The sequence below is a fragment of the Flavobacterium zhairuonense genome, from assembly GCF_004352915.1.
Lineage (GTDB): Bacteria > Bacteroidota > Bacteroidia > Flavobacteriales > Flavobacteriaceae > Flavobacterium > Flavobacterium zhairuonense.
Genome location: NZ_SJSY01000061.1, coordinates 45,003 through 70,541, shown reverse-complemented (window position 1 = coordinate 70,541; position 25,539 = coordinate 45,003). Strand labels below are relative to the sequence as shown.

Genomic DNA, 25,539 nt, shown 5'->3' with positions numbered 1-25,539 from the left:
CAAAATGATAAGAATTAATCTTTTTCTGCTAATAAAGCTTTTTTAACCTCGTTAAGTTCTGCCAGTTTTTCTTCACTTACTTTCGGATATTCTAAATCCATTTCGTCTAGAGCATGAATAATTGCAGATGCGATTGCAATTCGGGCATAATATTTATTATCTGCAGGAATAACATACCAAGGTGATTTTTTTGTTGAAGTGTTTTTGATCAATTCTTCATAAGCAAACATATAATCATCCCAATATCCTCTTTCTTTGGCATCGGCGGCGCTGAATTTCCAGTTTTTATCAGGATTATCAACTCGTTCTATGAATCTGTTCTTTTGTTCTTCTTTAGAAACATTCAGAAAAAATTTGATTACAATAGTTCCGTTTCTATTCAGATATTTTTCAAAATTTCGAATGTCTTCAAAACGGTTTTCCCAAATATTTTCCTTTATCAATTTTTCTGGGATTTTTTGACTTTTTAAAATCTGCTCATGCACGCGAACCACTAAAACTTCTTCATAATAAGAGCGATTAAAAATTCCGATGCGTCCTCTTTCCGGCAAGTGTTTCTGACAACGCCACAAATAATCATGATCCAACTCTTCGGAACTTGGCGCTTTAAAAGAAGAAACCTGACAACCTTGCGGATTTATTCCAGACATTACATGCTTAATTGCACCATCTTTCCCTGCAGCATCCATTGCCTGAAAAATAATTAGAACCGACCATTTATCTTGTGCATAAAGAGTCTCTTGCATTGCTGCCAAAGCTTTTACGCCCATTTGCAGAGTTTCTTTGATCGCAGATTTTGATTCATCTCCAAAATAAGAAGTGGGTTTGCCTTTTAGCGTAAAATCTTTATCATCTCCAACACAAAACTCCTCCGAAAACTTCTTTGCACGATGAAGCAATTCCTTTTTGCTTAATGCTTTCAAATTATCTGGAGTAGCATCTAAATTATCTTGTTTTTTTTTATTCTTTTTTGACATAACTAGAAATATTTAAGATTTTGGATTTTGACATCAAAACATGATTCTTACAAAACATGTATTTCAACGACAATTTAAGTCTTTTTGTCGATTTTTTAACTACTGAATATCAATTAAATATAAATTTAAAAAAAAATCAAATTGAAAATAATATTTAAAAAATTAATTAAAAAAATGTTAACTTAGCTTAGGATTTATTTGGTTTTAAGTTAGTTGAGTTTTAATTGAATTTAAAAAATTTGAAAAAATGAACAAAATTTACTCCCCAGCAATTTTCTTACTTTTTTTATTGTTTTCCTGCAAAAAAGAAGCCCCACCACAGCCAAAGCCATTAGAAATTTCAGTTACCACCGTATTGCAGCAGGATGTTAAAATTGAGTCTGAATACACGGGACAAACTTTTGGTCAATCAGACATTCAAATTAATCCTCGAGTCGATGGTATTATCGAAAGTGTGAATTTTAAAGAAGGAAGCTTTGTCACAAAAGGACAATTGTTGTACACCATTGATCCTTTGCCTTATAAAGCAAAACTTAATCAAGCCGAAGGAAATGCTGCCGAATCACAGGCAAGATTATCAAAAACCAAATCCGATCTTGACATGATTACTCCTTTGGCAAAAATGAATGCGGTCAGCCAGAGAGAATTGGTTTCGGCCAAATCAGCTTATACCGCTTCCATAGCCCAAATCAAAGCATCAGATGCATCTGTTCAAAATGCAAAAATCGAGTTAGGTTATTGCCGAATTGTTGCTCCAATTTCCGGATTAATCGGAATCTCTAAAGTGAGAGTTGGCGATTATGTTCGACCAGGAGCTGTCTCGATTTTAAATACCATTTCTGATCTAGGAGATGTGAGAGTTCGTTTTACCATGAGCGAGCAGGAATTTCTTCGTTTATATAGAGAATTCAACAAACCAAATTCTGCTTTAAAAGGTTCTGGAGCATCAGTTTCTTTAAAACTATCAGACGGTTCAACTTATCCACAAACAGGAAAAGTAAGCTTTACTGATAGACAAATAGATCCTGCAACTGGTGCAATAACTTTTGAAGCCGCTTTTGCAAATCCAGACAAATTGCTTCGTCCCGGCCAATATGCAAAAATAGCGCTCCTTACTGACATTCGTAAAGACGCAATCGTAATTCCGCAACGCGCTGTTATTGAAGTACAAGGAATTTATCAGGTCTATGTTTTAGGCAATGACAACAAAGTGCAAATGCAAATTGTAAAACCTGGCCCAGCGGTTCAAAACGGATATATCATCGAAGAAGGTTTAAAACCTGGCGACAAGATAGCCATGGGCGGTACTTCGTTATTAAAAAACGGAAGCGTTATTACACCAAAAGTCGTTCAATGGCAATTGGGAGACACTGAATCTGCAGTTACTAAATAATAATCTATATACATAGTATTATGGGAGAATTTTTCGTTCGAAGACCTATCGTCGCTATTGTAATCAGTATTATTATTGTAATACTTGGGTTACTGGCATTACAAAAAACGCCTATTTCGCAATATCCGGATATCAATCCTCCTGTTGTAAAAATTACTACATCTTTTACTGGAGCAAACGCGCTGAATGTTGAGCAAGCCGTTGCTACTCCTATTGAGCAAAAAGTAAATGGTGTTGAAAATATGTTGTACATGAAATCCATCAATACTTCTGATGGCGCCTGTACAATTGAGGTAACTTTTGATGTGGGAACCAATTTGGATAACGCCAATATGCTTACCCAAAACAGACAAAACCAATCGGCTCCTTTTATGCCATCGAGCGTAAAACAACAAGGTGTGGTAGTAAAAAAATCATTGTCGTTTCCAATGATGCTTTTCACAGTTACATCAACCAATCCAAAATACGATGCTAAGTTTTTGAATAACTATGCTAGCATTAATATTGTGGATCAATTGGCTCGTATCAAAGGAGTTGGAGAAGTTACCCTTTTTGGAGGAAGTGATTATTCGATGAGAATTTGGCTTAAAGCTGATATGATGAGCAAACTTGGCGTTACTGTAGAAGATGTCAAAAATGCGCTTAATGCTCAGAATATGATCAGCCCAGGAGGAAAATTTGGAGCAGAGCCTGCTCCGCCAAATACTGAATTCACTTATGGTGTAACACTCCAAGATCGATTAGTGACTGAAAATGAATTTGGAAAAATTGTAGTTCGAAGCAAACAAGATGGAGCTCAGGTTTTATTGGCTGATATTGCCCGAATAGAATTAGGCACAGAAAATTACAGTTCTACTGCACGACGAAACAGTTCGCCAAGTGCCGTTGTAGCATTGTACCAAATGCCGGGAAGTAACGCACTTGAAGTTGCAGAAAATGCTAAAAGCACCATGAAGTTGTTATCTGAAAAGTTCCCAAAAGATATTGAATATCAAGAATCTTTAGATACAACTTTGGCAATCACTGCTGGTGTAGATGACATTGTACATACGCTTTTTGAAGCCATTATATTGGTAATTTTAGTAGTTTTCATTTTTCTTCAAAACTGGCGTGCTACTTTAATTCCATTAATTACAGTTCCCGTTTCTCTTATTGGAACCATCGCGGTTTTCCCAATGCTAGGATTTTCCATCAATACACTTTCTCTTTTAGGATTAGTATTGGCAATCGGAATTGTGGTGGATGACGCTATTGTGGTTGTTGAGGCCGTTATTCATCATATCGAACACGGAAAAACTCCGAAAGAAGCGACAGTTCAAGCGATGCGCGAAGTATCTGGACCAGTAATCGCAATTGCTTTGATTTTATGTGCCGTATTTATTCCTGTTGCAATGACTCCAGGAATTACAGGCCGTTTTTATCAGCAATTTGCCATAACCATTGCCGTCTCGGTCGCGTTCTCGGCATTTAGCGCATTATCGCTGAGTCCCGCCCTTTGTGCTATGCTATTAAAACCAACCAAACCAATTGAAGAACAGACTGGATGGTTGGCAAAATTTTTCGCCGGATTCAACAGAATTTTCGAAAAAGTAACTGGAAAATATATCAGCGGAGCTACATTTTTTGCCAAAAAAGCAATGCGTATCGTTTTATTGCTTGCCGTAATATTAGTTGCCATTGTCTTTTTAGGAAAGAAAATTCCGTTAGGATTTATTCCTGAAGAAGATCAAGGTTATGTTTTAGTAAATATTGCATTGCCTCCTGCATCGTCATTACAGCGTACAGATGAAATTTCGAAAAAAGTAGATAGTTTCCTTAAAGAAGAAAAATCTATTCTGTCATATACAACGATAAACGGATTTAGTATGCTTACTAACTCGTATCAGCCAAACAACGCGTTTATTTTCATCTCGTTAAAGCCTTGGGAAGACAGAGCAGAAACTGCCAAACAATTTGTCGACAGGTTAAACATAAAACTTGCCACTCAAATTACCACGGCAACCTGTTTTTCATTTGGACCACCAGCAATTCAAGGTTTAGGTGCTTCGGCAGGTTTCAGTTTGATGTTGCAAGACAGAGGCGGAAACACGCCACAATATTTAGCCGAACAAACCCAAGCGTTTATCGCAGCGGCGCAACAACGTCCTGAAATTAAACGAATTTACACCACTTTTAATGCTGGCACACCACAGGTTAAATTAGATATTGACAATGACAAAGCCATGAAATTAGGCATTCCTGTTTCTAAAGTTACAGAAGCTTTAGGAGCTTTTTTAGGAGGAAGCTATGTAAATGACTTCAACCGTTTTGGTCGTCAATACAAAGTTTATCTGCAAGGTGAAGCGACTGATCGTGTGAGGCCTGAAGATTTAAATTTGATTTATGTAAAAAATAATGCCGGAGACATGTTGCCTGTTTCAACATTGGTTACCGCAACAAAAGTTACGGGCCCCGACTTTACCAATCGTTTAAATTTATTCCGATCTGCAGAGATTGGAGGAAGTCCGAATGACGGTTATAGTAGTGCACAAGCTTTGACCGCACTTGAAGAAGTCGCTAAACAAACTTTGCCTGCCGATATGAGTTTTGATTACATCAACTTATCTTATCAGGAAAAACATTCGCCTGGAGGAGGTTCAGTTTTTATCATGGCATTGGTGTTTGTATTCTTGATTCTTGCTGCGCAATATGAAAGCTGGAAACTTCCTTTCAGTGTATTGCTTGGAGCTCCTTTTGCCGTTTTTGGCGCATTTTTAGGACTGATGCTTGCAAGATTTGGAAGTGATGCTTACGTCAACAATGTATTTGCTCAGATCGGACTCGTATTATTAATTGGATTGGTCGCCAAAAATGCCATTCTGATTGTAGAGTTTGCCAAAGAAGAATACGAAAAAGGAAAACCGCTTTACGAATCGGCGATGGTTGCGGCAAAACTTCGTTTCCGACCGATTTTGATGACGGCATTTGCATTCATCCTTGGGGTTGTTCCATTATTGACTGCCACTGGCGCGGGCTCTCAAGCCCGTATCGTAATGGGAATGGCGGTATTCAGCGGTATGTTAATCGCAACAGTATTAGGTGTATTAATTGTACCAGGTCTATTTGTAATGATTGAAAACATCGGAAAAAAGAAAGATGAAACAATCGTATCTGAAGGAAATAATGTGGAATCAAATACTGCAGATCATGATTAAGAGACATAAAATAATCGTTGTTATATTTCTCCTCATACTAATTCCTATCGGCTGTATGGTGGGGCCAAAATATAGCAAACCAGAACAACAAAAGTCAGATTCTTATAGAATGGAAAAGAATCTGGACAGTCTGGCAAATGTTACCAATCTAAAATGGTTTGATTTATTTAATGATGATGTTTTAAAAGATCTTATCAAAAAGGGATTAGAAAATAACTACGACCTAAAAATTGCCGTTTCAAGAATTGATCAGCTTCGTGCACAATTAGGTTATGCCAAAGCCGATTTGTTTCCGACTTTTCAATATGGAGCTACAATAAACAGCAACGAGAAAAACTTCACTCCTTCAAACGCAGGAGCAAGTATGTCTTGGGAACTTGATTTTTGGGGAAAATATCGTCATGAAAATAATGCTGTACAAGCCGAGCTCTTGGCTACCGAAGAAGCCCGTAAAGTAGTACTTTCAGATATTGTCAGCAATATTGCTTATGCATACTTCCAAATGCGAAACCTAGACGAACAGCTGGAAATTACTAAATCAACACTTTCTACTCGAGAAAAATACTATGAAATTATTAATCAAAGATTTCAAAATGGTTATATTTCTGAAGTGGATAAAGTGCAAATTGAACAACAAGTTGCAATTGCCGAGGCTGCAATTCCAAATATTCAAAGACAAATCACTTATCAGGAAAATACCATTGCACTGCTTACTGGCCAGCTTCCAACTGAAATTCCAAGAGGAAAAAGCAATACCGAATTGCAGATTGTGAGTGAAATTCCGCTTTCTCTTCCATCGGCTTTGCTAGAAAACAGACCAGATGTGAAAGCTGCCGAATTAAGATACAAAGCCGCAAATGAAAGAATTGGTGTAGCGCAAGCAATGCGTTTTCCATCATTGAATTTAGCCGCAATAGCCGGATTTGCAAGTGCCGATTTAAGCAACTTATTTCTTGGAAGTTCCTATTCGCAAAATGCATCAGCAGGAATTGCTGGACCAATTTTTGCCTTTGGAAAAAACAAAAGAAGAGTTGAAATCAACAGACAACAAGCAGAACAATTCAAATTCATTTATCAAAAAACGTACATCGGCGCCGTTTCTGAAGTAGAACAATCCATTCAAAACATTAGAACCTATAAAGAAGAATGGAAAGCTCGCGACAGACAAGTTAAAGCAGCTTTGATAAACTTTAATCTCTCTCGCGAAAGATATGACAGTGGCTATGTTTCGTACTTAGAGGTTTTAGATGTGGAAACGAACTTGTTCAATGCCCAATTAAGCTTGGCACAATTATCAGAAAGACAGTTAAGCTCAATGGTTGAATTGTACAAAGCACTTGGAGGGGGATGGAATCTCTAAGATGCTAAGTTGCTGAGATTCTAAGTTTCTAAGTTTAAACTTATAAAAAACAAAAAGCACTATTTTCATAGTGCTTTTTGTTTTTAATCTTTGTACTGTAAATCTTTGCTTCTTAAAAAAAATCTTAGAATCTCAGTAACTTAGAGTCTTAGCATCTTTAAAAATTAACAAAACTCGTTAAACGCATCTTGCAAATTCTCAGCGATCATTTCAGCTGGACGTCCTTCAATGTGGTGACGCTCTAACATGTGAACCAATTCTCCGTTTTTGAACAAAGCCATAGATGGCGATGATGGAGGAAAAGGAAACATGTGTTGTCTTGCTGCATCAACCGCTTCTTTGTCAACACCAGCGAAAACTGTAATAAGGTGATCTGGTTTTTTAGCATTATCTAAACTCATTTTTGCTCCCGGACGTGCATTTCTTGCAGCACAACCGCAAACAGAGTTAACAACTACTAAAGTGGTACCTTCAGCTTTGATAGCATTCTCAACAGCTTCAGCACTATGTAAATCTTGAAAACCTGCAGAAGTCAATTCAGCTTCCATTGGTCTTACCATGTCTAGTGGATACATATTCTTGTTTTTTAAAATTAACTTTTGAGTTGCAAAGTTACAAAGTTTACTCGCAACTCCTTAATTTCAAGTATAAAGTTTTGTTATAGTTCGATCGATTTAGTCTAAAGTTGGAAAGTCATAAAGTCGAAAGTCAAACCAAATCTTAAAAAAGCTGTTTTTTATGGATTGAAATCCAACAAAAAATCTATTTCTCAACATTATTTACCAAACTTCATTTGATAAGGATATGTCTCATAAAAAGCATTGTCCTCATTAATAGAAAAACCTTTTGCAGCATCTTCTCTTGCAATTTTTATTAAAGCCATTACTTCCTCTTTAGTCTTTCCTTGTTTTAGCCAACACACTGCCTTATAAAACTTTGCATCTGAAAATTCAGGATATATTTTTAGAGCTTTATCAAAAATAGCAATTGCTTCATCCCATTTTTTAAGCTCGTATTTAGCAATTCCCTGATAAAAATAAGCCGTTGGATGTTCTAATTGTTGTCTGTTTTTATAAATATCAGCGACATAATCATCCAAAAGCTTTTCCGCTTTTTCATATTCATTAAGTTGTAAATAACAAAGTGCGATATAAAAACTATAGGTATGATCCATTCTATAATTATTACCATAAAGCTTGATAGATTCTTCCAAGTCGACGATGGATTCCTTATAGTTTTTAGAAAATATACATTTCATAAAACCACGATACGGCAACCATTCTTTTTTGTCATATAGCACCGCTTTATCTAAATAAGGCATTCCAATTTCGTACTTTTTACATTTAAAATACGGCATCGCTTTCTGTTGCCACAAATAAGCAACCGTACTGTCTTTTTTCAAACCTTGGTCTAAACAATCTTGCCATTCGGTCATTTCAATAATATAATTATGTTGTTCAGCACAATTCGTCAAATATGTGGCGATAATCGCGTCTTGTGCCTTATTAGTAGAAACTTGCCCAAATGACAAAAAAGTAAAAAGGAAACTAAATCCAAGAATAGTGTTTTTCAAAATTGTGGTTTTTATGTTTATTTATTTCGAAAGAAAATCACCCTAAATAACGATTTTATAAATGGAATTTTAGGACATTTCAAGATTACTTTAAAATCTTCAATTAAAGAAGTTTCTTCATCCAAAAATTTAAAAATCAAAGCTGGATTTCCTTTTTTGAATAAGGACGAAAAAATAGAGCATCCCAATTCATTATTTTGATGAAGAATATCTAAAAGCAGTAAATCATAAAACCAAAATCTATTCTTCTTATAAAACGCTGTCATGCTCAGCGGAGTCAAAGCTCTTTTATCAATAATAAATTCAACCAATTGCGAAGATTTTTTATCCGAGATTTTAAAAGTATAACCCGTGCTTGCTTTTGTCCAACCGCCGGCAGTTCCAATATTTAAAACTCTTTTGGTATTTTTTTTCCAAAAAGGATAACAAGTCATTGGAATACTTCCCTGCTCTTTTTCAAGAATTTGATATTGGCTTACGCCGAGTTTTTTCAAATAGATTTGAATTTCATCTTCGTATTCTTCTTTTGAGAGAAGTTTTTCAGAAAAGAGCGTATATTCTACTAAAGCTTCGGTTTTAGAAATTGGCAAAACATACATAAATCTCGTATTTCCTTTCTGTTCAACCGAAAAATCCATGAAAGTTGCTTTTTCAGAATTGAAAACTTCTTTTTCTGTCTTTACAAACCAACCCAAAAAGTGCTGTTGCAAAACCGGATATTTCGTTTGACTTTCGGCGAAAGCCTTAGTATAAATACTATTGAAAAGATAACTAGAAGTGTATCTGTTTTCTTCTGTTCCAACAAAAACATGCGTTTCGAGTTCATTGATATCAGTTACTTTTTCATTCAAAAAAGTAATATTCGGCTGATTTGAAATCGTCTCAAAAACGAAATCATAAAAATCTAACCCACTGATTTTATTATATGAATACGGTTTAAGATCTAAATCACGTTTGAAATTTTCACTAGCAAACAGAGCCGAATCCCATTTTTTAGAGATAATCGAATTCCAAATCGATTCTTCTTTCTCCCAAAAACACCAAGTTCTATCATTTGTTTTCTTTGAATCTTTATCGAGTAGTAAAATTGATTTATCTGAGAATTTGCCAGATAAAACCATTTTATAAGCAGTCATCAAAGAGGCCAATCCGGCGCCAGTAAAAATGTAATCGAAATGTTTGATTTGTGAAGAATTCATTCTCAAAAATAAGGAATTTTATTCGTTCCTTTTTTCAAAAAAAAATCTTAAAACCGCAAAGTATTTCTTATTTCATATCCCGTTTGTTTAAAATCTGATTTAATTCTATCTTTAGTATTTTAAAAACAAAACTTCGTTGCCATGCATAAATTAATCCTTTACATCAAGACATATGAGCCTGATTTTAAAACAGTTTATAAGCTTTTAGATTCGATTGATAAATTTAACAAAGACAACATTCCGGTCGTTATTTCGGTAAATGACGATCATTATGATCTTTTAAGAGCAGATTGTTTTAAAAAATATAAAGTTTATCGCGATTCCGAAATTATAACAACTACAATTACCAATGGTTGGCGCTATCAGCAAATCATAAAATGCAATTTTTACAGACTCAATATCTGCGAAAATTACCTTTCCATTGATTCTGATTCGGAGTTTATAAGAGATTTTTATGTTTCTGATTTTATGTATGATGAAAATACACCATATACGGTTATGCAGGAATCTAAAGATTTATTGGAGATCACTGAAAGAGTCAAAATGGATTCTGAAAATCTGTTTTTCAAAAGAGCATTGCGAGATACTCGCCCGTTTTTTGGCAATAAAGGAAAAGAATGGGATTATGGCCCTAATCCCTATATCTGGAATTGCAAAGTTTGGCAACATTTTAATGACGTTTTCCTAAAAGAAAGAAATCAAAACTTTGATGAATTTTTTACAGAAATAGACAAAAAAAGCTATTCGCCATGCGATTATACGATTTATGGAGAATATCTTCTAAAAACCAGATTAATCGACATACTTCCTATTGGGAGTCTTTTCAAAGTTTATCATTACAAGGAACAATATAAAATCGAGAAAAACCAGCTAAGTCTGCAGCAATTAAGCAAAATTTATCTGGGCGTTATTCATCAAAGCAATTGGAAAAGAGAGAAAAAAAAGTGGTATCAATTTTTTAAATAAAAGAAAACGCATTTACAGAAAAACTTCAGATGATAAAAGCAAGCAAAGTTTATTTGGTATTTCTAAACGGAAAATCTAATGCCGGCGGTGCAGAACGCATGGTTCATTATTTGGATGAATATCTAAAAAGCCGAAAAATTTTGACTGAAATAATTGATGAAGATCGCTTAAAAAACACTTTTGTCGGAAAGTTATATTGGAAATTATTCAACAAAAGACATTTCGAAAAACGAAGAGCAAAATATATCGCAAGATTTGCCACTGCTTTTCTTTGGTTGCATAATCACCAAAATACGATTGTAATTAGCAATGGCGAACCCACAGCATATTATCCAACAGATTTAGTTATTTGCCACGGCTGTTTTCATAAAATGGAACTCGATTATGGCAAAAAAGAAGCCAATAAGTTCAGCCGAATTGCAAAACTTCAAATGCTTGCCTGCAAAAATGCCAAGAAAATAATTGCAGTAGAATCGAATGTAAAACAAGATCTTATAAAATATTACGGAATAAATGGCGACAAAATAAACATTGTTCCGAATTGCATTGATAAGGCTAATTTCTATCCAATAAAAAAACAAGATTCAGATTTTAAGACAATTGTTTACATTGGAAGATTAGAGTACGGCAAGGGCATCGCAGAATTACAAGAATTAGCAAAACTTGTCGAAATACAGCAAGATTGGAAACTGCTTATTGCGTCAAATAATTCGTTTAACACCGAACTTTTTAAAGATTTCCAAAAAACAACGCTTTTAGTTGGACTAACAATTGACAACATTAATGAATTAGCTTATTCGAAAGCAGCTATTGTTTTTTATCCTTCTTACTCAGAAAGTTTTGGAATGGTAACGATCGAAGCGCTTGCCTGTGGCAGACCAATTGCCGGAAATGCCGTTGGTGTTCTGCCAAAATTAGTCGCAGGCAATCAACCTGGCTGTTATTTGCTTCCGAAAAAAATTGATGAAACCATTTTTAATTTTTTCGATCATTGTATGGAAGATGCACGAAAATTCAAACCCGAAGAAATTCATGAAGCTGCAATGAAAAAATTCAGCATTGAATCGTATTTTGAACAAATGGACAAACAGTTTCCCTAAAATACCTTATTCCTAGTTTATATTATTTCACAAAAAGTCATTTTATCTATGAAAGTTTTATATTTCTATCCCGAAAATCCGTTACTTAAAACACAAGGAAATAATGCTAGAGCCTTAGCATTGCTAGAATATTTTAAAAATAAAAATATAGAAGTAGACTTCGTAGGTGTTGCCACAGAAATATTCACAGAAAAAGAAATAAATAAATTGAAGGAAGAAAAACTAATTTCAAATGGGCATTTACTTCCCATTTTTATTCGGAAGAAAAACAAATTAAAGTATTTCTTCTATAAATCGCTTCCTAACAAAATCACCAGAAATATTAGCTTATTTGACAGAACTCGTATAGGGCATTATGAAGCTTTTAATGCGGTTTTAAAAGCAAATGACTACGATATTGTCTTGATTTCATATATCTACTGGTCAAAATTGGTCAAAAACAGTCCAAACATTAAAAATGCCAAATTGATGATTGACACGCACGATTTCTTGACTTCGCAATTTCAGAAGCAAAAGAAATTTCAGTTAGGCAGATTTTTTCAAAAGGAAATAGAAATCTTAAACCGTTTCGATAAAATTTTGGTTATTTCGCAGGAAGAAAAATATCTTTTCTCTCAATTTATCGATAAAGAAATTGCGTTGGCAACTCACGCTTTGCCATCAAAAATGAATTCTAAAATAGATCTTAAATACGATTTAATTTATGTTGCAAGCGATAACGACCACAATATCAATGGCGCCAATTGGTTTTTCAACAACGTTTATCCTTTGTTGTCAAAATCTGTAAAAATTGCTGTGATTGGAAAAATCAACAAACAAATTGGTGAATTTAGCAATGTTGAAAAAATCAGTTTTGTCGAAGATTTAAATACGGTTTACGCGCAAAGCAAAATAGCGATTTGCCCAATGTTAAGCGGAACCGGAATCAAAATAAAAGTGATCGAAGCATTATCTTTTGGAATTCCGGTGGTTTGCAACGAAAGAGGATTAGACGGTTTGCTGAATAAATCCAATAATGGTTGCTTAGTTTCAAACGATCCAAAAGAATTTGCAGCTTATATTGATAAACTATTAAATGATGAGAACTTCTACAACACTATTAGTGCAGAAGCGACAGCATTTTTTAACAATCATCATAGCCTAGAGGCAAACTATTATGCTCTAGACAAAGCATTCGACATTACAAAGAATCAAATGTAATGAATACCGATTCTAATGCTTTAATTGAATATGGCTCAAGGCTTTCTTCAGAATTTTGCTGTAATTCCAACCAAGTTGCTTTATCAAAATATAAATCAATTATTGCAGACGCAAACTCCTTTTCGGCATCATAAATCAAAGCATTTTTTTCATTAACCAAATTCATTCCTTCAGCACCAATCGACGATGTTACAACTGGCAAATAATATTCAAAAGCCTGGCCTATTTTGCCTTTTATTCCAGCTCCGTAACGCAGTGGCGCGACCATTAATTTGTTTTTGGTAAAAAGCGGTTTTACATCTGAAATGTAGCCATGAAAAATAAATCTTGAATCATCGATATTTTTAATCTTTTCATTGACATTCCCAATGATGTTTACTTTTATCGAATTGTCATATCGCCACACAATTGGCATTATTTCATGATACAAATAATTGACAGCATCAATATTTGGTTCATGCTGAGAGCCAATAAAAAGAATGTCTTTACGCTTTTCAAAAGGAAGCGCTTCTTCTTTATTGATTTTTTTATAATGAATATTAGAAATTGTAATCAATTTATGAGGTTCTACATATTTTGACATAATCTCTTTTTCAATATCAGAAATCGTGACTATAAAATCTACATTTCGAGCTAGTTTTGTCTCGATGTATAAAAATTTCATATAGTTTTTTCGGAGAGAAATTCGTTTGGGATCAATATTTATTCCTCTTTTATAGCGTAAAAAGTGAATATCAATCATGTCAAAAATTGAGATGGCGTTTGGAAGTATCTGAGAAACTTTGCTCAAATTACAACCCAAGCTTCTTGCACCAAAAAACCAAACAAAATCAACTTTTGGAATCGTTTTTATAAAATCAAAATAAGTATTAAACTGATTATTTTCAACATATACAATAACGCCCAAATCACTAAAATAACTCACATAATTGTTCATTCTAAAAGTGTTTTTTGAACAAATTACGCAGTTGTATCCTTTCTTCTTAAAAAACAAAATGATTTCTTTTAGTCGGTTGGAGCCTGAATCATGTTCGGGTGTCAACATATAAATACTAAAAAAAACAATCGTTTTATTTGATGAATTGTAAGTATCGTAATTTGGTATAGATTGATCGTCTTGGCTTTTAATGACTTCTTTTCTTTTGCAGAAGCGCTTAATATTTTTAAATATCCCCATATTTTTCCCGTGTATATTGCTAAAAAACTGCTTGAAAATTTAAAACAGCTTAAGCTTTAATTAGGCAATTATGTTAATGTCGATTGTAAAAATCAAAACCCATTATAAATAAAAACTCATTTTGTAATTTTTTTATTATCCGAAAAACATGAAAAAATATAAAATCAATAACAATTAGAACTTATTCAGCTGATTATCAATACTGTTTGATTTTATACAGCTTTCCACTAATTTACAAATAAATTTTAAAAAGAATTGTCTGTCAATAGATTATGTTAAAAACTTTATTTACGAATGCTTAAAAGAGAACAAGCATTTCTACCGAAAGTTTTATTTAAGAAGTTCTTCCAAAAGAATTTTAAAATCCTTCGGACTCAGATAGTTGTTGTATTGCAGTATAATTTCATTTTTTTCATTCAAAACGCATAAAACCGGATAAACAATTTGATTATTAATTGTGCCAAGCTGTAAAGCCAATTCGTGAACACCAATATTATTTCCGGAAGGCTTGTATTTGAAAGTTTGATTATGAAAAGTAATATCTCGTTTTTCCTCGGCATTAAAATCAATGAAATAAAATTCTGAATTAAGTTTTTCGATGATTTCTTTGTTTTTGAATGTTGTCGCTTTCATTCTTTGGCAAAACTGACACCAATCGGTATGAATAAAAACAATTATTTTTCGTTTTTGAATCTGCTGCAAGCTATCAATTTCCTCAAAAGAATTGCTTTTCAGCTGACAGAAACCTGTCGCCGAAATCCCAAAGATGAAGATTAATAGAAATAGCTTTTTCATTTTGATTTGTTTTTTGTCAATTTTTCTTTGTTTGAAGTAAACTGGACTGAAGTCCAGCTCTACAAAATAGTTCGTTCCGTTGGAACTTAAAGAGCCAGAGGCTCGATTTATGTTGTAGAGTTGGACTTCAGTCCAGTTTAATTATGAATGCATTATTTCATTTATCGCAAAGTATATCGCAATCCTAAAAATCCTCGAATTGTTTGATTTTGTCCATAAACATAAGTCGTATCAAAAGTCAAACCATAAGGATTATCAGGCGTTACCAAAACTTTTCCGGCCGAATCATATTGCACATTTTTATCAAAAGGATCATTTGTTCTCGAAATCAAAAACGGATTATTTTGCATTGGCGTAAAATTCAGCAAATTTTTGATACCACCATAAAGCTCAAAATTCTTCCAGCCGGTAAAGGTAAACTGAATATTCTGAATGCTATACCAAGGCGAATTTGGACTTCGCGGATCTGTTTCGCTCAACAAAGGCAATTTCATCGGACTGTAAACATTTCCGGTATAATCAAGCACTAAATTCCATGGCTGAATTTTATATGAAACGCTCCAGGTCGCAGTAAAATTCTCCGTTAAAAAAGGTCTTTCAGAAATTCCGTTTTGCACATTTTTATTGTCCAAAACCGTTGCCCCAACAATAAATTTTAAGCCCGATGGAAAATTAAGATCAACATTCGTACTGATTCCCTGACTCAACGCATATCCGTCGATATTATCGTAAATAATTTTGTTTGGGTCACTTTCATAATCAGAAATGATTTTATTGCTAAAACGAGTATAAAAAGCCGTTGTTTCGATGCCCATAAACGTTCCGTTGCCAAAGTTGATTTTCTGAATGTAATTTAAATTCACATTTACCGATTTCTCAGGTTTCAAATCGTTTGCAATTACAACATCTCTTGAACCAGTCAACGCGGCGTGATCTTCGGTAAATAAATTCACAACTCGAAACCCAGTTCCGGCATTTAATCTGAAAATCGTGTTTTCATTGGCTTTGAATCGATACGCAAATCTTGGCGTAAAAATAGAACCGTGAATCGAATTATAGTCATAACGCATTCCTAGCAAAACTTGGCTTTTTGGAGAAAATGTTATTTCGTCCTGAACAAAAATCCCCGGAAGCCAAGTGCTTTCAGCTTCTTTGGTTGCCGTTGTATTATCGTCATAATACGAATATCGACTTGCGATTCCGGCCAATAAATCATTTCGTCCTATTTTTTTATCCCAAGTCAATTGCAGAAAACCAATTTTCTGATTCGCGATGTACGAAGTCGTTCCATAACGGCTGTCTTGATAATGCACATTTCCAGAGAACGAAAGCATTAGTTTTTCTTCAAATGGCAATTGATAACTTCCTATTAATTCGGCTCTTTTGGTATAAATACTTTCGCCGTAAATTTCATCGCCTCCGCGGAATTTCTTCTCCCAACGCACATCTCCGCCCCAGCGGTCTTCATACATTCCGCGTACCGCAACCGTAAAAAGCCGATTATTATTTCGCAGAAAACTCCATTTATTAAAAACTGAAATTCGATCAGAAAGCGTCACATCCGTAAAATTGTCTTTGTCTTTATCAATAACTTGATTGTAATTGAAATAATTAATTCCGAGAAGAGAAGTCGCTTTTCTTCCAATATTGAATTTTACTCCCAAATCAAGATTGTTTTCAAAATATGTTGTCGTAAAATAATCTGCAGAAAAAGTCGGCGCATTTGTTGTGTTCTTAGTAATAATGTTGATCAAACCTCCAACAGCTTCACTTCCGTAAAGAGACGAAGCAGGACCTTTTACGATTTCAATTCTTTCCACCAAAGAATTCGGAATTCCAGATAAACCATAAACCGTCGAAAGACTACTCACAATTGGCATTCCGTCGATCATCACCAATGTATATGGGCCTTCCAATCCGTTTATATGTATATCGCCCGTATTACAAACACCACAATTCAACTGCGGACGAACACCGTTTATGTTTTGCAAAGCATCATAAATGCTTGGCGTTGGATTTTTTTTGAAGAAAACAGGCGAATAAACCTCAACCGGAACAGCACTTTCTAATCTTTTTACAGGTTTTAAAGTTCCTGAAACTACAACTTCATTAAGTTCATTTTGATCTTCCGTTAATTCAAAATCAAGAATTAAGTTTTGATTTTCTAAAACCGAAATTTTCTGATTTATCGTTTTAAATCCAACTGATTTGACAACTATTTTATAAATGCCTTTTGGAACATTTTCTAATTTATAAAATCCAACTGAATCGGTTTGCGTTTTAAAGTTTGTGTTTAATAGACTGATATTAATTTCTTGTCCATCAAGAATTAATCCGTCAATTTTTCCCGAGATATTTTGCGAATAAAGGCGCGTAGCAGAAATTATTAATATTGTCAAAAATAAATATTTCATTATTATAAAATTAAATTTAGACAAAACTAAAAATTAAATTTGACAAATATTGTTTCTGATTACAATAATTTTAAACGGATTGGATTCAATGTGTTAGATTTTTGTTCTGCCTTTGAAGAAAAATTAAATAAGTTTCTGTTTTTTATCTCGCAAAGACGCAGAGACGCGAAGTTTTTTTTCTAAACCATATAAGTCATATAAGTTCATTTCAAGCCACGCTTAAATTATCTTATATGACTTACATGGTTTAATTTCTCTTTGCGACTTAGCGACTTTGCGAGAGATTTTCAGCGCATTGCTAAAAATCTTCATCAATAAGTTCTTTATTAATTACAGCTCCGGCGAAAGAACCTGTAGAAACCGCAATAGCAACAGATCGCATTTGCGTTGTGCAATCCCCACTCGCATAAATTCCTGGGATATTTGTTTTTTGCATTGCATCAACTTTTAACAAACCTTGTTCGTTTATGTCACAGCCTAAATACGCTGGCAACGCGCAATGTTGTTCAAATGGTGGCTTGCTATAAATCGCCTTCACTTCTATTTTTTCTTTATTTCTGAAAATAATATTTGAAACATATCCGTCATTGTGTTCAAACGAGTCTATTTCATCTTCAAAAATTTGAATATCTTTTTTCTTCAGAATCTGAGTTTGTTCCAAAGTCAAAGTTGATTTTCCATTTGTACATAATTGCAAATCTTTTGTCCAGTTTGAGATTAGTTTTGCGTATTCAAAAGCCATTTCGCCATTGGCAATAATCGCTGTTTTTTCATTTTTCACTTCATAACCATGACAATACGGACAATGCAAAACCGAAATTCCCCAACAATCTGCAAAACCTTTTATTTCTGGAAACAAATCTTTTACGCCACTTGCGAACAAGATTTTTCTGGAATTGAAAACTTCGCCGGATTCGGTTGAAACCTCAAATTCATTTTCTTTCTTGATTGCTTTTACCGCAAGTCCCTTATAAAAATGAACGGTTTTATAAAGATCAATTTGTAATTTGGCTTTCGCCGAAATAACAGCAGGCTTTTCACCGTCTTGTGTTATAAAATTATGTGAATATGGTGTTTGTCTGTTGCAAGGCAAACCGCTGTCAATAACCAAAACCTGACGAAGCGAACGTCCTAAACTCATAGCGGCTGAAAGTCCGCTGTAGCTTCCACCAATGATAATGACATCAAAATTCTTCTGCTTCATAATGACAATTTTTAATGATTTTGTTTTTTATGCAAATAGTAATTCAGCAAATGCCCAATGATCATTCCGATTCCTCCAAAGTAAATTAGATCGAGATGTATTTCAAAAACTATTTCACTCAAAATACTGATCCAAATTAAACTCATTGAAACAACCAAAATTGTCGACACTAAAAGCGACGATTTTTTCATAATTTTGATTATTGCAAATAAACCGAAAGAAGCAAAAATCAAATCGATTATTGGGTTATGAATTAGCCCTAAAGGAAGGATTGTCAGAACAGGAAAAATCAAACAATGAACGAGGCAAAATGTCGCGCTTGAAATTCCTAAAATATCGTAAAAAAATGTTGTTGTTTTCTTCATATTTTGTAGATTTGCTTAATGCAATTTAGTTGCAAATATATTACAATTTTATTAATCGCAACATTGTTGCGATTAAATTTTATATTTTAAAAAATGAAAACTACACGTAACACCACAGCAAAGACGGCCGTTTTAGAGGTTTTTGAAAAATCCAGAACCGCACTATCGCACACCGAAATTCAAAAACAATTGAACAACATTTGCGATCGCGTCACTATTTATAGAATCCTTGACCGTTTAGTAAACGACGATATTGTACACAAAATTTCGAACCTTGACGGAACAGTAAAATATGCAAAATGCAATCATTCTAACCAACGAGTTCACATACACAATCATGCTCATTTTAGCTGTGAAAACTGTCATGAAATTACGTGTCTCGAAAACGTAAAACCGAGTTACATCATGCCTCATAATTACAAAGTAAAAGAAATCAATTTTACATTATCTGGATTGTGCCCAAATTGTTTAAATTCTAACATTTAAGTTTTAGACTTGCCTAAAAATATTGTTCAGCGAATATAATTTTTATATATATTTGTTTAAACAACATTTTTAAAATGACCAAATCTTTAGAAGAAGTAAACCAATCGGTTGCTACAGAGCATAAAAAAACAGGGTTCAGGAAAATATTAGCATTTTTAGGTCCGGCCTATTTAGTAAGCGTTGGATATATGGATCCGGGAAACTGGGCAACAGATATCGCTGGCGGAAGTCAGTTTGGCTATACTTTAGTTTGGGTTTTGTTGATGAGTAATTTGATGGCTTTGCTTTTACAGAGTTTAAGCGCCCGCCTCGGAATTGTCACACAACGCGACCTCGCACAAGCTTCTCGCGAAACCTATTCAAAATACATCAACTATATTTTATACTTTTTAGCAGAAATTGCCATTGCTGCCTGTGATTTGGCAGAAGTACTTGGAATGGCTATTGGAATCAATCTTTTATTCGGAATTCCATTGCTTGAAGGTGTTTTAATTACCGTTCTCGACACTTTTCTTCTTTTGTTTTTGATCAATAAAGGAATTCGCAAAATGGAAGCGTTTATTATCGCTTTAGTTGCGATAATTGGGTTTTCTTTTATTTTTGAGATGATTTTTGCTGAACCTGAAATTCATAAAATCATCGGCGGACTTGTTCCTTCTATTCCAAACTCTGCTGCCTTATACATTGCCATCGGAATTATAGGTGCGACGGTAATGCCTCATAATCTTTATCTGCATTCCTCTTTGGTGCAAACCAGAAAATTCGACAGAACACCAGCCGGAATCAAACAGGCTTTAAAATACAATTTGATCGATTCTACAATCGCACTTAATCTGGCTTTCTTTGTAAATGCAGCCATTTTAATCCTTGCGGCAGCAACTTTCCATAAAAACGGAATGTTTGAAGTTGCAGAAATACAAGACGCGCATCAATTTCTCGAGCCTTTGTTAGGCACAAAGTGGGCGCCCATTTTATTTGCCGTTGCGTTAATCGCTGCAGGACAAAGCTCGACCGTAACAGGAACTCTTGCAGGACAAATTGTTATGGAAGGTTATTTGCATTTACGCATTCAACCATGGGTTCGCCGAATCATAACTCGTTTAATTGCAATTGTTCCGGCATTAATTGTAATTTATATTTATGGCGAAAGTGTAACGGGCAAATTATTGATTTTAAGCCAAGTTATTCTGAGTCTTCAATTGGGATTTGCTATTATTCCGCTAATTCATTTTGTGAGCGATAAATCGAAAATGAATGGTTTTCATATTTCTAAAACCACTCAAATTGTTTCATGGATTATTGCTTCAATCATTGTTTCATTAAATGCAAAATTAGTTTACGACGAAATCACTTCGTGGCTTGAAAGCTCAAACAACCCAACTGTGCTTTGGCTTACTGTGGTTCCTCTTGCTTTTGCATTTGCTGGATTATTGCTGTATATCGTTTTCAAGCCTTTTATTGCAAAAGCCAAATCTAAAGCCATAAATCATTCACCACATCATCTAAAACTTAAATTCACACCAAGAGAAAGCCAGAGTATCAAAAACATAGCGGTTTCTGTCGATTTCTCAAAAGCCGATGAAGCAGCATTAAACAAAGCCTTTGAATTGGGCGGTATTGACACTGAATATACACTCATTCACATTGTAGAAACCGTCGGGGCATTAATGTACGGAGTTCACGTTCACGATCATGAAACTACGATTGACGAGAAATTATTACTGAAATATAAAGAAATGCTGTCCGAAAAAGGCTTCAAAATTAAAACAGAACTCGGTTTCGGAAAACCAAACAAAGTAATTCCAAAAATCATTAACGAAGGCAATTTTGACATTCTGGTAATGGGAACCCACGGCCACACCGGACTAAAAGATATCCTTTTCGGAACAACGGTAGACAAATTGAGACATAAAATTTCAATACCTTTGTTGATTGTTAAATAAAGGTACTAAGATGCTAAGCTACTAAGATTCTAAGGTTTTTATTAAAAGCCAGAAAAGAAAACTTAGAACCTCAGCATCTTAGAAACTTAGAAGCTTAAAAAAATGACCTTTTCAGAAGAAAATTACCTAAAATCGATCTATCACCTAACTGCTGCTTTGGAAACTGAAGTGAGCACCAATGCTATTGCTGAAATCATGGAAACGAAAGCTTCCTCGGTCACAGATATGCTTAAAAAACTGGCAGAAAAAGATTTAGTAAATTATAAAAAATATCAAGGCGTTTCTTTGACTGAAAATGGAAAGTTGGCCGCGAAAATGATTGTGAGAAAACATCGCCTTTGGGAAGTGTTTTTAGTGGAGAAACTAAACTTCAGCTGGGATGAAGTTCACGATATTGCAGAACAATTAGAGCACATCAAATCGGAGCAATTGATTAACCGTTTGGATGATTTTCTTGGAAATCCTACGGAAGATCCGCATGGCGATCCAATTCCAGATGCTAACGGCCGAATTATTAAGATTGAAAAACAGCTTTTATCTGAATTAGAAGAAAATCAAACTGGTGTTTGTGTTGGTGTAAAAGATACTTCGTCAGAGTTTTTGAAATATCTCGACAAACAAGGAATTGCTTTGGGTTCTAAAATTGAATTCCTTTCTAAAGAATCTTTCGATTTATCGGTAAAAATTAAAGTCAACGGTGCCGAATTGTCTATTTCGAATAAAATTGCTTCTAATTTGTTTGTGAAACTGGTTTAAAGCATAAAATGACAATTTTTTACCAATATTTTTTATCTGTTTGAGAAACCCATTTTCCTGCTATATCAACATTTTGTCTCAACAATAAATTTAACTGACCAACATGATGCTGAACATGCCTCATGTTATATAAAATCATTTCAATTCTGTTATAATTCTTATTCTTTGTGATGAACCTTTCATTTGAAGTTTCTTCATTTAATCCTTCGATTAAAAAGAAAACCTTTTTACGAGAATGCTCAAGATATTCAAGCAATTCTTGTTTTGAATAAAGCCTTTCAGGTAAAATTCCTTCTGGATCAAACTCAGATAAAGAAAATGGTTGTGGCGGAAAAAATTCGTCTGGTTTTACAGATGAATAATAATCAATCCAAAAAATGGTGTGATAAACAGAATACCAAAAATCTTTTTTATCCCAAAAACTCTCAGGGCACATTAAGATTGAACTCTCGAGCATGTCTATTACAGCTCCAAATTGTCTCCATAATATTCCCCTTAATTCTTCCATTATTTAAATTTAAAAATTATAGATCTAAACAATCCCTTTCTCAATCATTTCCAACATAACTGGCGAAGCATTTTTAAAAGTCGGTGGTTGCTCTATAATACTTCCCACGTTCTTTTTATTTACTTTGAAAGTAACATCGTCATTTGTTGTAAACAAAAGTGCTGTTAAGAATGGTTTTTTAATGTGTGAACCCAAAATCAACAAAGCTTCATCTAAAGTATGAATGCTTTCGATTTCTTCTGTTTTGTATCGAAAAGTCAACGAAATTGAGAATGTATTATCTTCATTGAGAACCAATCGGAAATACACGTTTTTAAGTTCTGTATCGCCCATCGTTTTGGCCAAAGTAAGTTTAGCGAAAGTTCCGCTTTGGATGCTTTCTTTAACTCGTTCACAAAAAAGGGCAAATATTGGTTCGTACATTTTTTTAAAGGTGCTAAGGTTCCGAGATGCTGAGGTTCTAAGTTTTTCCTTGCTAATCTCTATATTGTTATTTAACCGTAAAGGTCGCAAAGTTTTTTCGCAAAGAACGCTAGGAAATATAAAACTTTGCGAGCCTAGCGTAAATCTTAGCGACCTTTGCGGTTAAGAAAATTATTTTCCTGTAAATTCAGCTTTACGTTTTTCTAAAAAGGCAGTTGTTCCTTCTTTAAAATCTTGAGTTCCGAAACATTCTCCAAATGATTTTATTTCGGTATCGAAACCATTTTTGCCGTCTTTGAAGTTCGCATTTATTGCTTTTATCGCTTTCCCGATTGCAAATGGCGCATTCTTAATAATTTTTTGAGCGATTACATTTGTAAATGATAAAAGCTCTTCTTGAGGCACAACATGATTTACCAAACCATACTCTTTTGCTTGTTCGGCAGTAATCATCGCTGCAGTCATAATCAATTCCATTGCACGGCCTTTTCCTACCAGCTGAGGCAAGCGCTGTGTTCCTCCATAACCTGGAATCAATCCTAAAGTGACTTCTGGAAGTCCCATTTTAGCATTATCAGAAGCAATTCTGAAATGACATGCCATTGCCAATTCTAATCCGCCACCTAACGCAAATCCGTTAACGGCAGCAATAACTGGTTTTTTAAGTCCTTCAATAAAATCAAAAAGTGATTCTTGTCCTTCAGCAGCTAACTGTGCCCCTTCAACAACAGTATAATTGGCAAATTCTGAAATATCAGCTCCGGCAACAAATGCTTTTTCGCCACTTCCAGTCAAAATTATAACACGGACATCATCATTTTTGCTTAATAATTTAATTGCCTTACTCAAGTCGCTAATTGTTTCCTTGTTTAAAGCATTCAATTTTGCCGGTCTATTAATCGTAATTGTTGCAATTCTCTCCTCTATTGCAATTAAAATATTTTCGTAATCCATGATGTTAATTTTAAGAATTTGTGATTGGCAACGAAACTGTAAATGTGGTTCCTTTTCCGTATGTTGATTCAAAGGTAATTGTTCCTTTGTAATTTTCGATGATGTTTTTGATAATTCCCAGTCCAAGTCCCATACCACTGGTCTTGGTAGTAAATTTAGGCTCGAAGATTCGGCCGATATCTTGTTTCTGAATTCCAATTCCGTTATCCTTAACATCAATTTCAACATGATCGTTTCGTCTTTTTACTGACACAACGATAGATTTCTGAAACTGACTTTCTGAAATTGCTTGAGTGGCGTTTTTAACCAAATTGGTAATAACACGTATCAACTGTGTACGATCCATTTTGGAAATGATTTCTTCTTCTTCTTTTTCAAAAGAAATATACTCTTCATTGAAAATATCTAAAGCCAATTCAACTACCTCAACGACATTCAAAGTTTCGTTTTGCTGCGCCGGCATCGATGCAAAGTTCGAAAATGCCGAAGCAACAGCTGTCATGGTATCAATCTGCTGAATTAAGGTTTCGGAGTAATCATTCATTTTCTGTTTTACATCCGGATCATTTGGATCAAATTTTCGCTGGAAACTCTGAACCGTCAGACGCATTGGCGTAAGCGGATTTTTAATTTCGTGCGCTACTTGTTTGGCCATTTCGCGCCAAGCTTCTTCACGTTCGCTTTGCGCTAATTTGATGGCACTGGTTTCTAATTTATCCACCATTCCGTTATACGCTTTTATCAAGAAATTGACTTCTTTGCTGTTTGCTTCAAGAACGATTTTTTCGTTTTTCTGATCCAGGTTAGTTTCTTCCAAACGATCTGAAATGGTTTTTAATGACTTAGTGATATACGTTGAAAGGAAATATGCCAATCCGAAAGCCACGATCAACATGAAAGAATATACTTGGCTCAAACGAATCAAGAAAGTATTCAACTCATTGTCATAATAACCGTCATCTTCTAAATAGGGAAGATTTAAAATTCCGAGTGGTTTGAATTTTTCGTCTTTTATTAAACTGTATGAAGATCTGTTTTTAACTCCGTCGATTGTTTTAATGTCTACAAATCGTTTTTCAATCGAAGAACGAACCAATTTCAAAATATATTCCGGAATTGGCGGCGGCGCTTTATCAACGGCGAAAGACTCTTTTGAAGATTTTAGAAGTTTTCCGTCAAGACTGTAAATATTAATTTCGATTTTGTGAATTTGCGCCAGTTCATGGATTTTATCTTTAAAAATTAAATCCAGATTTTGGGTTTTCAACGGATAAGTAGTCGTAGAAAGCACATATTGGATATGTTCTTTTACGGCATTTTCTTTTCGTTCTAAACGTTCCTGATGGTATTCTTTAGCCTCGGTTTTAAACTGAATAATCGAAATCGAAGCCAATAAAAAAGATGCCACAACAATCAATACAATCATCGACAGGAAAATCCTGGTACGAAGCGAAAGCATTGACATTTTGAAGTTAAGCATTTTTCTTAATTATAAATTGTGAATTGTAAATTATGAATTATTCGGTTTGCGTTATAATTTACCATTAACAAT

The 25,539-nt window shown here is 34.4% G+C and carries 22 protein-coding genes; 9 read left to right on the top strand and 13 right to left on the bottom strand.

The window, feature by feature from the left end; genetic code table 11:
* Nucleotides 1–14: 14 nt before the first annotated feature.
* Nucleotides 15–977 (bottom strand): polyphosphate kinase 2 family protein, encoded by a 963-nt coding sequence (locus tag EYY60_RS02190; protein ID WP_132987769.1) that lies wholly within the window; start codon nucleotides 975–977, stop codon nucleotides 15–17.
* Between the two features lie 247 nt (nucleotides 978–1,224).
* Between EYY60_RS02190 and EYY60_RS02185 the strand changes: the two genes are divergently transcribed.
* From EYY60_RS02185 to EYY60_RS02175, 3 genes are read left to right on the top strand one after another with little or no spacing between them, the layout of a single operon-like run.
* A complete protein-coding gene (locus tag EYY60_RS02185) occupies nucleotides 1,225–2,370 on the top strand; it encodes an efflux RND transporter periplasmic adaptor subunit (protein WP_132987768.1) in 1,146 nt (381 codons plus the stop codon).
* Between the two features lie 20 nt (nucleotides 2,371–2,390).
* Entirely contained in the window at nucleotides 2,391–5,564 is a 3,174-nt protein-coding gene (locus EYY60_RS02180) for an efflux RND transporter permease subunit (RefSeq protein ID WP_132987767.1), read from the top strand.
* The gene (locus EYY60_RS02175; RefSeq protein ID WP_132987766.1) at nucleotides 5,557–6,924 is read left to right on the top strand and encodes an efflux transporter outer membrane subunit; all 1,368 of its coding nucleotides are present in this window, start codon (nucleotides 5,557–5,559) and stop codon (nucleotides 6,922–6,924) included. Before EYY60_RS02180 ends, EYY60_RS02175 begins: the two co-directional genes overlap by 8 nt.
* 164 nt (nucleotides 6,925–7,088) lie before the next feature.
* Here the strand turns inward: EYY60_RS02175 and EYY60_RS02170 are convergent, their stop codons facing one another.
* The 3 genes from EYY60_RS02170 to EYY60_RS02160 all read right to left on the bottom strand — a co-directional run bounded on the left by EYY60_RS02170 (nucleotide 7,089) and on the right by EYY60_RS02160 (nucleotide 9,696).
* Nucleotides 7,089–7,499 carry a BrxA/BrxB family bacilliredoxin gene (locus tag EYY60_RS02170; protein WP_132987765.1) on the bottom strand — a complete coding sequence of 137 codons (411 nt, stop codon included), beginning with the start codon at nucleotides 7,497–7,499 and terminating at the stop codon, nucleotides 7,089–7,091.
* A gap of 200 nt (nucleotides 7,500–7,699) precedes the next feature.
* Complete coding sequence (locus EYY60_RS02165; protein WP_132987764.1) at nucleotides 7,700–8,497, bottom strand: tetratricopeptide repeat protein; 798 nt, start codon at nucleotides 8,495–8,497, stop codon at nucleotides 7,700–7,702.
* Between the two features lie 17 nt (nucleotides 8,498–8,514).
* Complete coding sequence (locus EYY60_RS02160; RefSeq protein ID WP_132987763.1) at nucleotides 8,515–9,696, bottom strand: lycopene cyclase family protein; 1,182 nt, start codon at nucleotides 9,694–9,696, stop codon at nucleotides 8,515–8,517.
* Nucleotides 9,697–9,837: 141 nt separating this feature from the next.
* Between EYY60_RS02160 and EYY60_RS02155 the strand changes: the two genes are divergently transcribed.
* Genes EYY60_RS02155 through EYY60_RS02145 form a run of 3 tightly spaced genes read left to right on the top strand, consistent with a single transcriptional unit; the run spans nucleotide 9,838 to nucleotide 12,962 of the window.
* Nucleotides 9,838–10,662, top strand: coding sequence for a DUF6492 family protein (locus tag EYY60_RS02155; protein ID WP_132987762.1), 825 nt, complete (start codon nucleotides 9,838–9,840; stop codon nucleotides 10,660–10,662).
* A 29-nt stretch (nucleotides 10,663–10,691) separates the two neighbouring features.
* On the top strand, nucleotides 10,692–11,762 hold the full coding sequence (locus tag EYY60_RS02150) for a glycosyltransferase family 4 protein (protein ID WP_132987761.1): 1,071 nt from the start codon (nucleotides 10,692–10,694) through the stop codon (nucleotides 11,760–11,762).
* A 48-nt stretch (nucleotides 11,763–11,810) separates the two neighbouring features.
* The gene (locus EYY60_RS02145) at nucleotides 11,811–12,962 is read left to right on the top strand and encodes a glycosyltransferase (protein ID WP_132987760.1); all 1,152 of its coding nucleotides are present in this window, start codon (nucleotides 11,811–11,813) and stop codon (nucleotides 12,960–12,962) included.
* Here EYY60_RS02145 and EYY60_RS02140 read toward each other — a convergent pair.
* From EYY60_RS02140 to EYY60_RS02120, 5 genes are all read right to left on the bottom strand, one after another.
* Nucleotides 12,943–14,139 carry a glycosyltransferase gene (locus EYY60_RS02140; RefSeq protein ID WP_132987759.1) on the bottom strand — a complete coding sequence of 399 codons (1,197 nt, stop codon included), beginning with the start codon at nucleotides 14,137–14,139 and terminating at the stop codon, nucleotides 12,943–12,945. The genes EYY60_RS02145 and EYY60_RS02140 overlap by 20 nt on opposite strands.
* Nucleotides 14,140–14,469: 330 nt before the next feature.
* The gene (locus EYY60_RS02135; RefSeq protein ID WP_132987758.1) at nucleotides 14,470–14,934 is read right to left on the bottom strand and encodes a thioredoxin family protein; all 465 of its coding nucleotides are present in this window, start codon (nucleotides 14,932–14,934) and stop codon (nucleotides 14,470–14,472) included.
* 161 nt (nucleotides 14,935–15,095) lie between these two features.
* The gene (locus EYY60_RS02130; protein ID WP_132987757.1) at nucleotides 15,096–17,348 is read right to left on the bottom strand and encodes a TonB-dependent receptor; all 2,253 of its coding nucleotides are present in this window, start codon (nucleotides 17,346–17,348) and stop codon (nucleotides 15,096–15,098) included.
* A gap of 298 nt (nucleotides 17,349–17,646) precedes the next feature.
* Nucleotides 17,647–18,552 (bottom strand): NAD(P)/FAD-dependent oxidoreductase, encoded by a 906-nt coding sequence (locus EYY60_RS02125; protein WP_132987756.1) that lies wholly within the window; start codon nucleotides 18,550–18,552, stop codon nucleotides 17,647–17,649.
* 11 nt (nucleotides 18,553–18,563) lie between these two features.
* On the bottom strand, nucleotides 18,564–18,917 hold the full coding sequence (locus tag EYY60_RS02120) for a MerC domain-containing protein (protein ID WP_132987755.1): 354 nt from the start codon (nucleotides 18,915–18,917) through the stop codon (nucleotides 18,564–18,566).
* 93 nt (nucleotides 18,918–19,010) lie between these two features.
* On the opposite strand from EYY60_RS02120, the gene EYY60_RS02115 reads away from it, so the two are divergent.
* The 3 genes from EYY60_RS02115 (at nucleotide 19,011) to EYY60_RS02105 (ending at nucleotide 22,102) form a co-directional block, all read left to right on the top strand.
* On the top strand, nucleotides 19,011–19,403 hold the full coding sequence (locus EYY60_RS02115) for a Fur family transcriptional regulator (protein ID WP_132987754.1): 393 nt from the start codon (nucleotides 19,011–19,013) through the stop codon (nucleotides 19,401–19,403).
* 74 nt (nucleotides 19,404–19,477) lie between these two features.
* Nucleotides 19,478–21,346: an Nramp family divalent metal transporter gene (locus tag EYY60_RS02110; RefSeq protein ID WP_132987753.1), complete on the top strand. Its 1,869-nt coding sequence runs from the start codon at nucleotides 19,478–19,480 to the stop codon at nucleotides 21,344–21,346.
* A gap of 102 nt (nucleotides 21,347–21,448) precedes the next feature.
* Entirely contained in the window at nucleotides 21,449–22,102 is a 654-nt protein-coding gene (locus EYY60_RS02105; protein WP_132987752.1) for a metal-dependent transcriptional regulator, read from the top strand.
* A gap of 19 nt (nucleotides 22,103–22,121) precedes the next feature.
* On the opposite strand, the gene EYY60_RS02100 is transcribed toward EYY60_RS02105, so the two are convergent.
* The 4 genes from EYY60_RS02100 to EYY60_RS02085 all read right to left on the bottom strand — a co-directional run bounded on the left by EYY60_RS02100 (nucleotide 22,122) and on the right by EYY60_RS02085 (nucleotide 25,413).
* Complete coding sequence (locus EYY60_RS02100) at nucleotides 22,122–22,610, bottom strand: DinB family protein (RefSeq protein WP_132987751.1); 489 nt, start codon at nucleotides 22,608–22,610, stop codon at nucleotides 22,122–22,124.
* 24 nt (nucleotides 22,611–22,634) lie between these two features.
* Nucleotides 22,635–23,033, bottom strand: coding sequence for a hypothetical protein (locus EYY60_RS02095; protein ID WP_132987750.1), 399 nt, complete (start codon nucleotides 23,031–23,033; stop codon nucleotides 22,635–22,637).
* Between the two features lie 171 nt (nucleotides 23,034–23,204).
* Nucleotides 23,205–23,987: an enoyl-CoA hydratase/isomerase family protein gene (locus EYY60_RS02090; protein ID WP_132987749.1), complete on the bottom strand. Its 783-nt coding sequence runs from the start codon at nucleotides 23,985–23,987 to the stop codon at nucleotides 23,205–23,207.
* 10 nt (nucleotides 23,988–23,997) lie between these two features.
* Entirely contained in the window at nucleotides 23,998–25,413 is a 1,416-nt protein-coding gene (locus EYY60_RS02085; RefSeq protein ID WP_132987777.1) for an ATP-binding protein, read from the bottom strand.
* Between the last annotated feature and the right edge of the window lie 126 nt (nucleotides 25,414–25,539).

Excerpts from the sequence above, each read along its gene's own strand:
- EYY60_RS02190 (WP_132987769.1), bottom strand. The coding sequence starts at position 977 with ATGTCAAAAAAGAATAAAAAAAAACAAGATAATTTAGATGCTACTCCA.
- EYY60_RS02185 (WP_132987768.1), top strand. The coding sequence starts at position 1,225 with ATGAACAAAATTTACTCCCCAGCAATTTTCTTACTTTTTTTATTGTTT.
- EYY60_RS02180 (WP_132987767.1), top strand. The coding sequence starts at position 2,391 with ATGGGAGAATTTTTCGTTCGAAGACCTATCGTCGCTATTGTAATCAGT.
- EYY60_RS02175 (WP_132987766.1), top strand. The coding sequence starts at position 5,557 with ATGATTAAGAGACATAAAATAATCGTTGTTATATTTCTCCTCATACTA.
- EYY60_RS02170 (WP_132987765.1), bottom strand. The coding sequence starts at position 7,499 with ATGTATCCACTAGACATGGTAAGACCAATGGAAGCTGAATTGACTTCT.
- EYY60_RS02160 (WP_132987763.1), bottom strand. The coding sequence starts at position 9,696 with ATGAATTCTTCACAAATCAAACATTTCGATTACATTTTTACTGGCGCC.
- EYY60_RS02155 (WP_132987762.1), top strand. The coding sequence starts at position 9,838 with ATGCATAAATTAATCCTTTACATCAAGACATATGAGCCTGATTTTAAA.
- EYY60_RS02150 (WP_132987761.1), top strand. The coding sequence starts at position 10,692 with ATGATAAAAGCAAGCAAAGTTTATTTGGTATTTCTAAACGGAAAATCT.
- EYY60_RS02145 (WP_132987760.1), top strand. The coding sequence starts at position 11,811 with ATGAAAGTTTTATATTTCTATCCCGAAAATCCGTTACTTAAAACACAA.
- EYY60_RS02140 (WP_132987759.1), bottom strand. The coding sequence starts at position 14,139 with ATGGGGATATTTAAAAATATTAAGCGCTTCTGCAAAAGAAAAGAAGTC.
- EYY60_RS02135 (WP_132987758.1), bottom strand. The coding sequence starts at position 14,934 with ATGAAAAAGCTATTTCTATTAATCTTCATCTTTGGGATTTCGGCGACA.
- EYY60_RS02130 (WP_132987757.1), bottom strand. The coding sequence starts at position 17,348 with ATGAAATATTTATTTTTGACAATATTAATAATTTCTGCTACGCGCCTT.
- EYY60_RS02125 (WP_132987756.1), bottom strand. The coding sequence starts at position 18,552 with ATGAAGCAGAAGAATTTTGATGTCATTATCATTGGTGGAAGCTACAGC.
- EYY60_RS02120 (WP_132987755.1), bottom strand. The coding sequence starts at position 18,917 with ATGAAGAAAACAACAACATTTTTTTACGATATTTTAGGAATTTCAAGC.
- EYY60_RS02115 (WP_132987754.1), top strand. The coding sequence starts at position 19,011 with ATGAAAACTACACGTAACACCACAGCAAAGACGGCCGTTTTAGAGGTT.
- EYY60_RS02110 (WP_132987753.1), top strand. The coding sequence starts at position 19,478 with ATGACCAAATCTTTAGAAGAAGTAAACCAATCGGTTGCTACAGAGCAT.
- EYY60_RS02105 (WP_132987752.1), top strand. The coding sequence starts at position 21,449 with ATGACCTTTTCAGAAGAAAATTACCTAAAATCGATCTATCACCTAACT.
- EYY60_RS02100 (WP_132987751.1), bottom strand. The coding sequence starts at position 22,610 with ATGGAAGAATTAAGGGGAATATTATGGAGACAATTTGGAGCTGTAATA.
- EYY60_RS02095 (WP_132987750.1), bottom strand. The coding sequence starts at position 23,033 with ATGTACGAACCAATATTTGCCCTTTTTTGTGAACGAGTTAAAGAAAGC.
- EYY60_RS02090 (WP_132987749.1), bottom strand. The coding sequence starts at position 23,987 with ATGGATTACGAAAATATTTTAATTGCAATAGAGGAGAGAATTGCAACA.
- EYY60_RS02085 (WP_132987777.1), bottom strand. The coding sequence starts at position 25,413 with ATGATTGTATTGATTGTTGTGGCATCTTTTTTATTGGCTTCGATTTCG.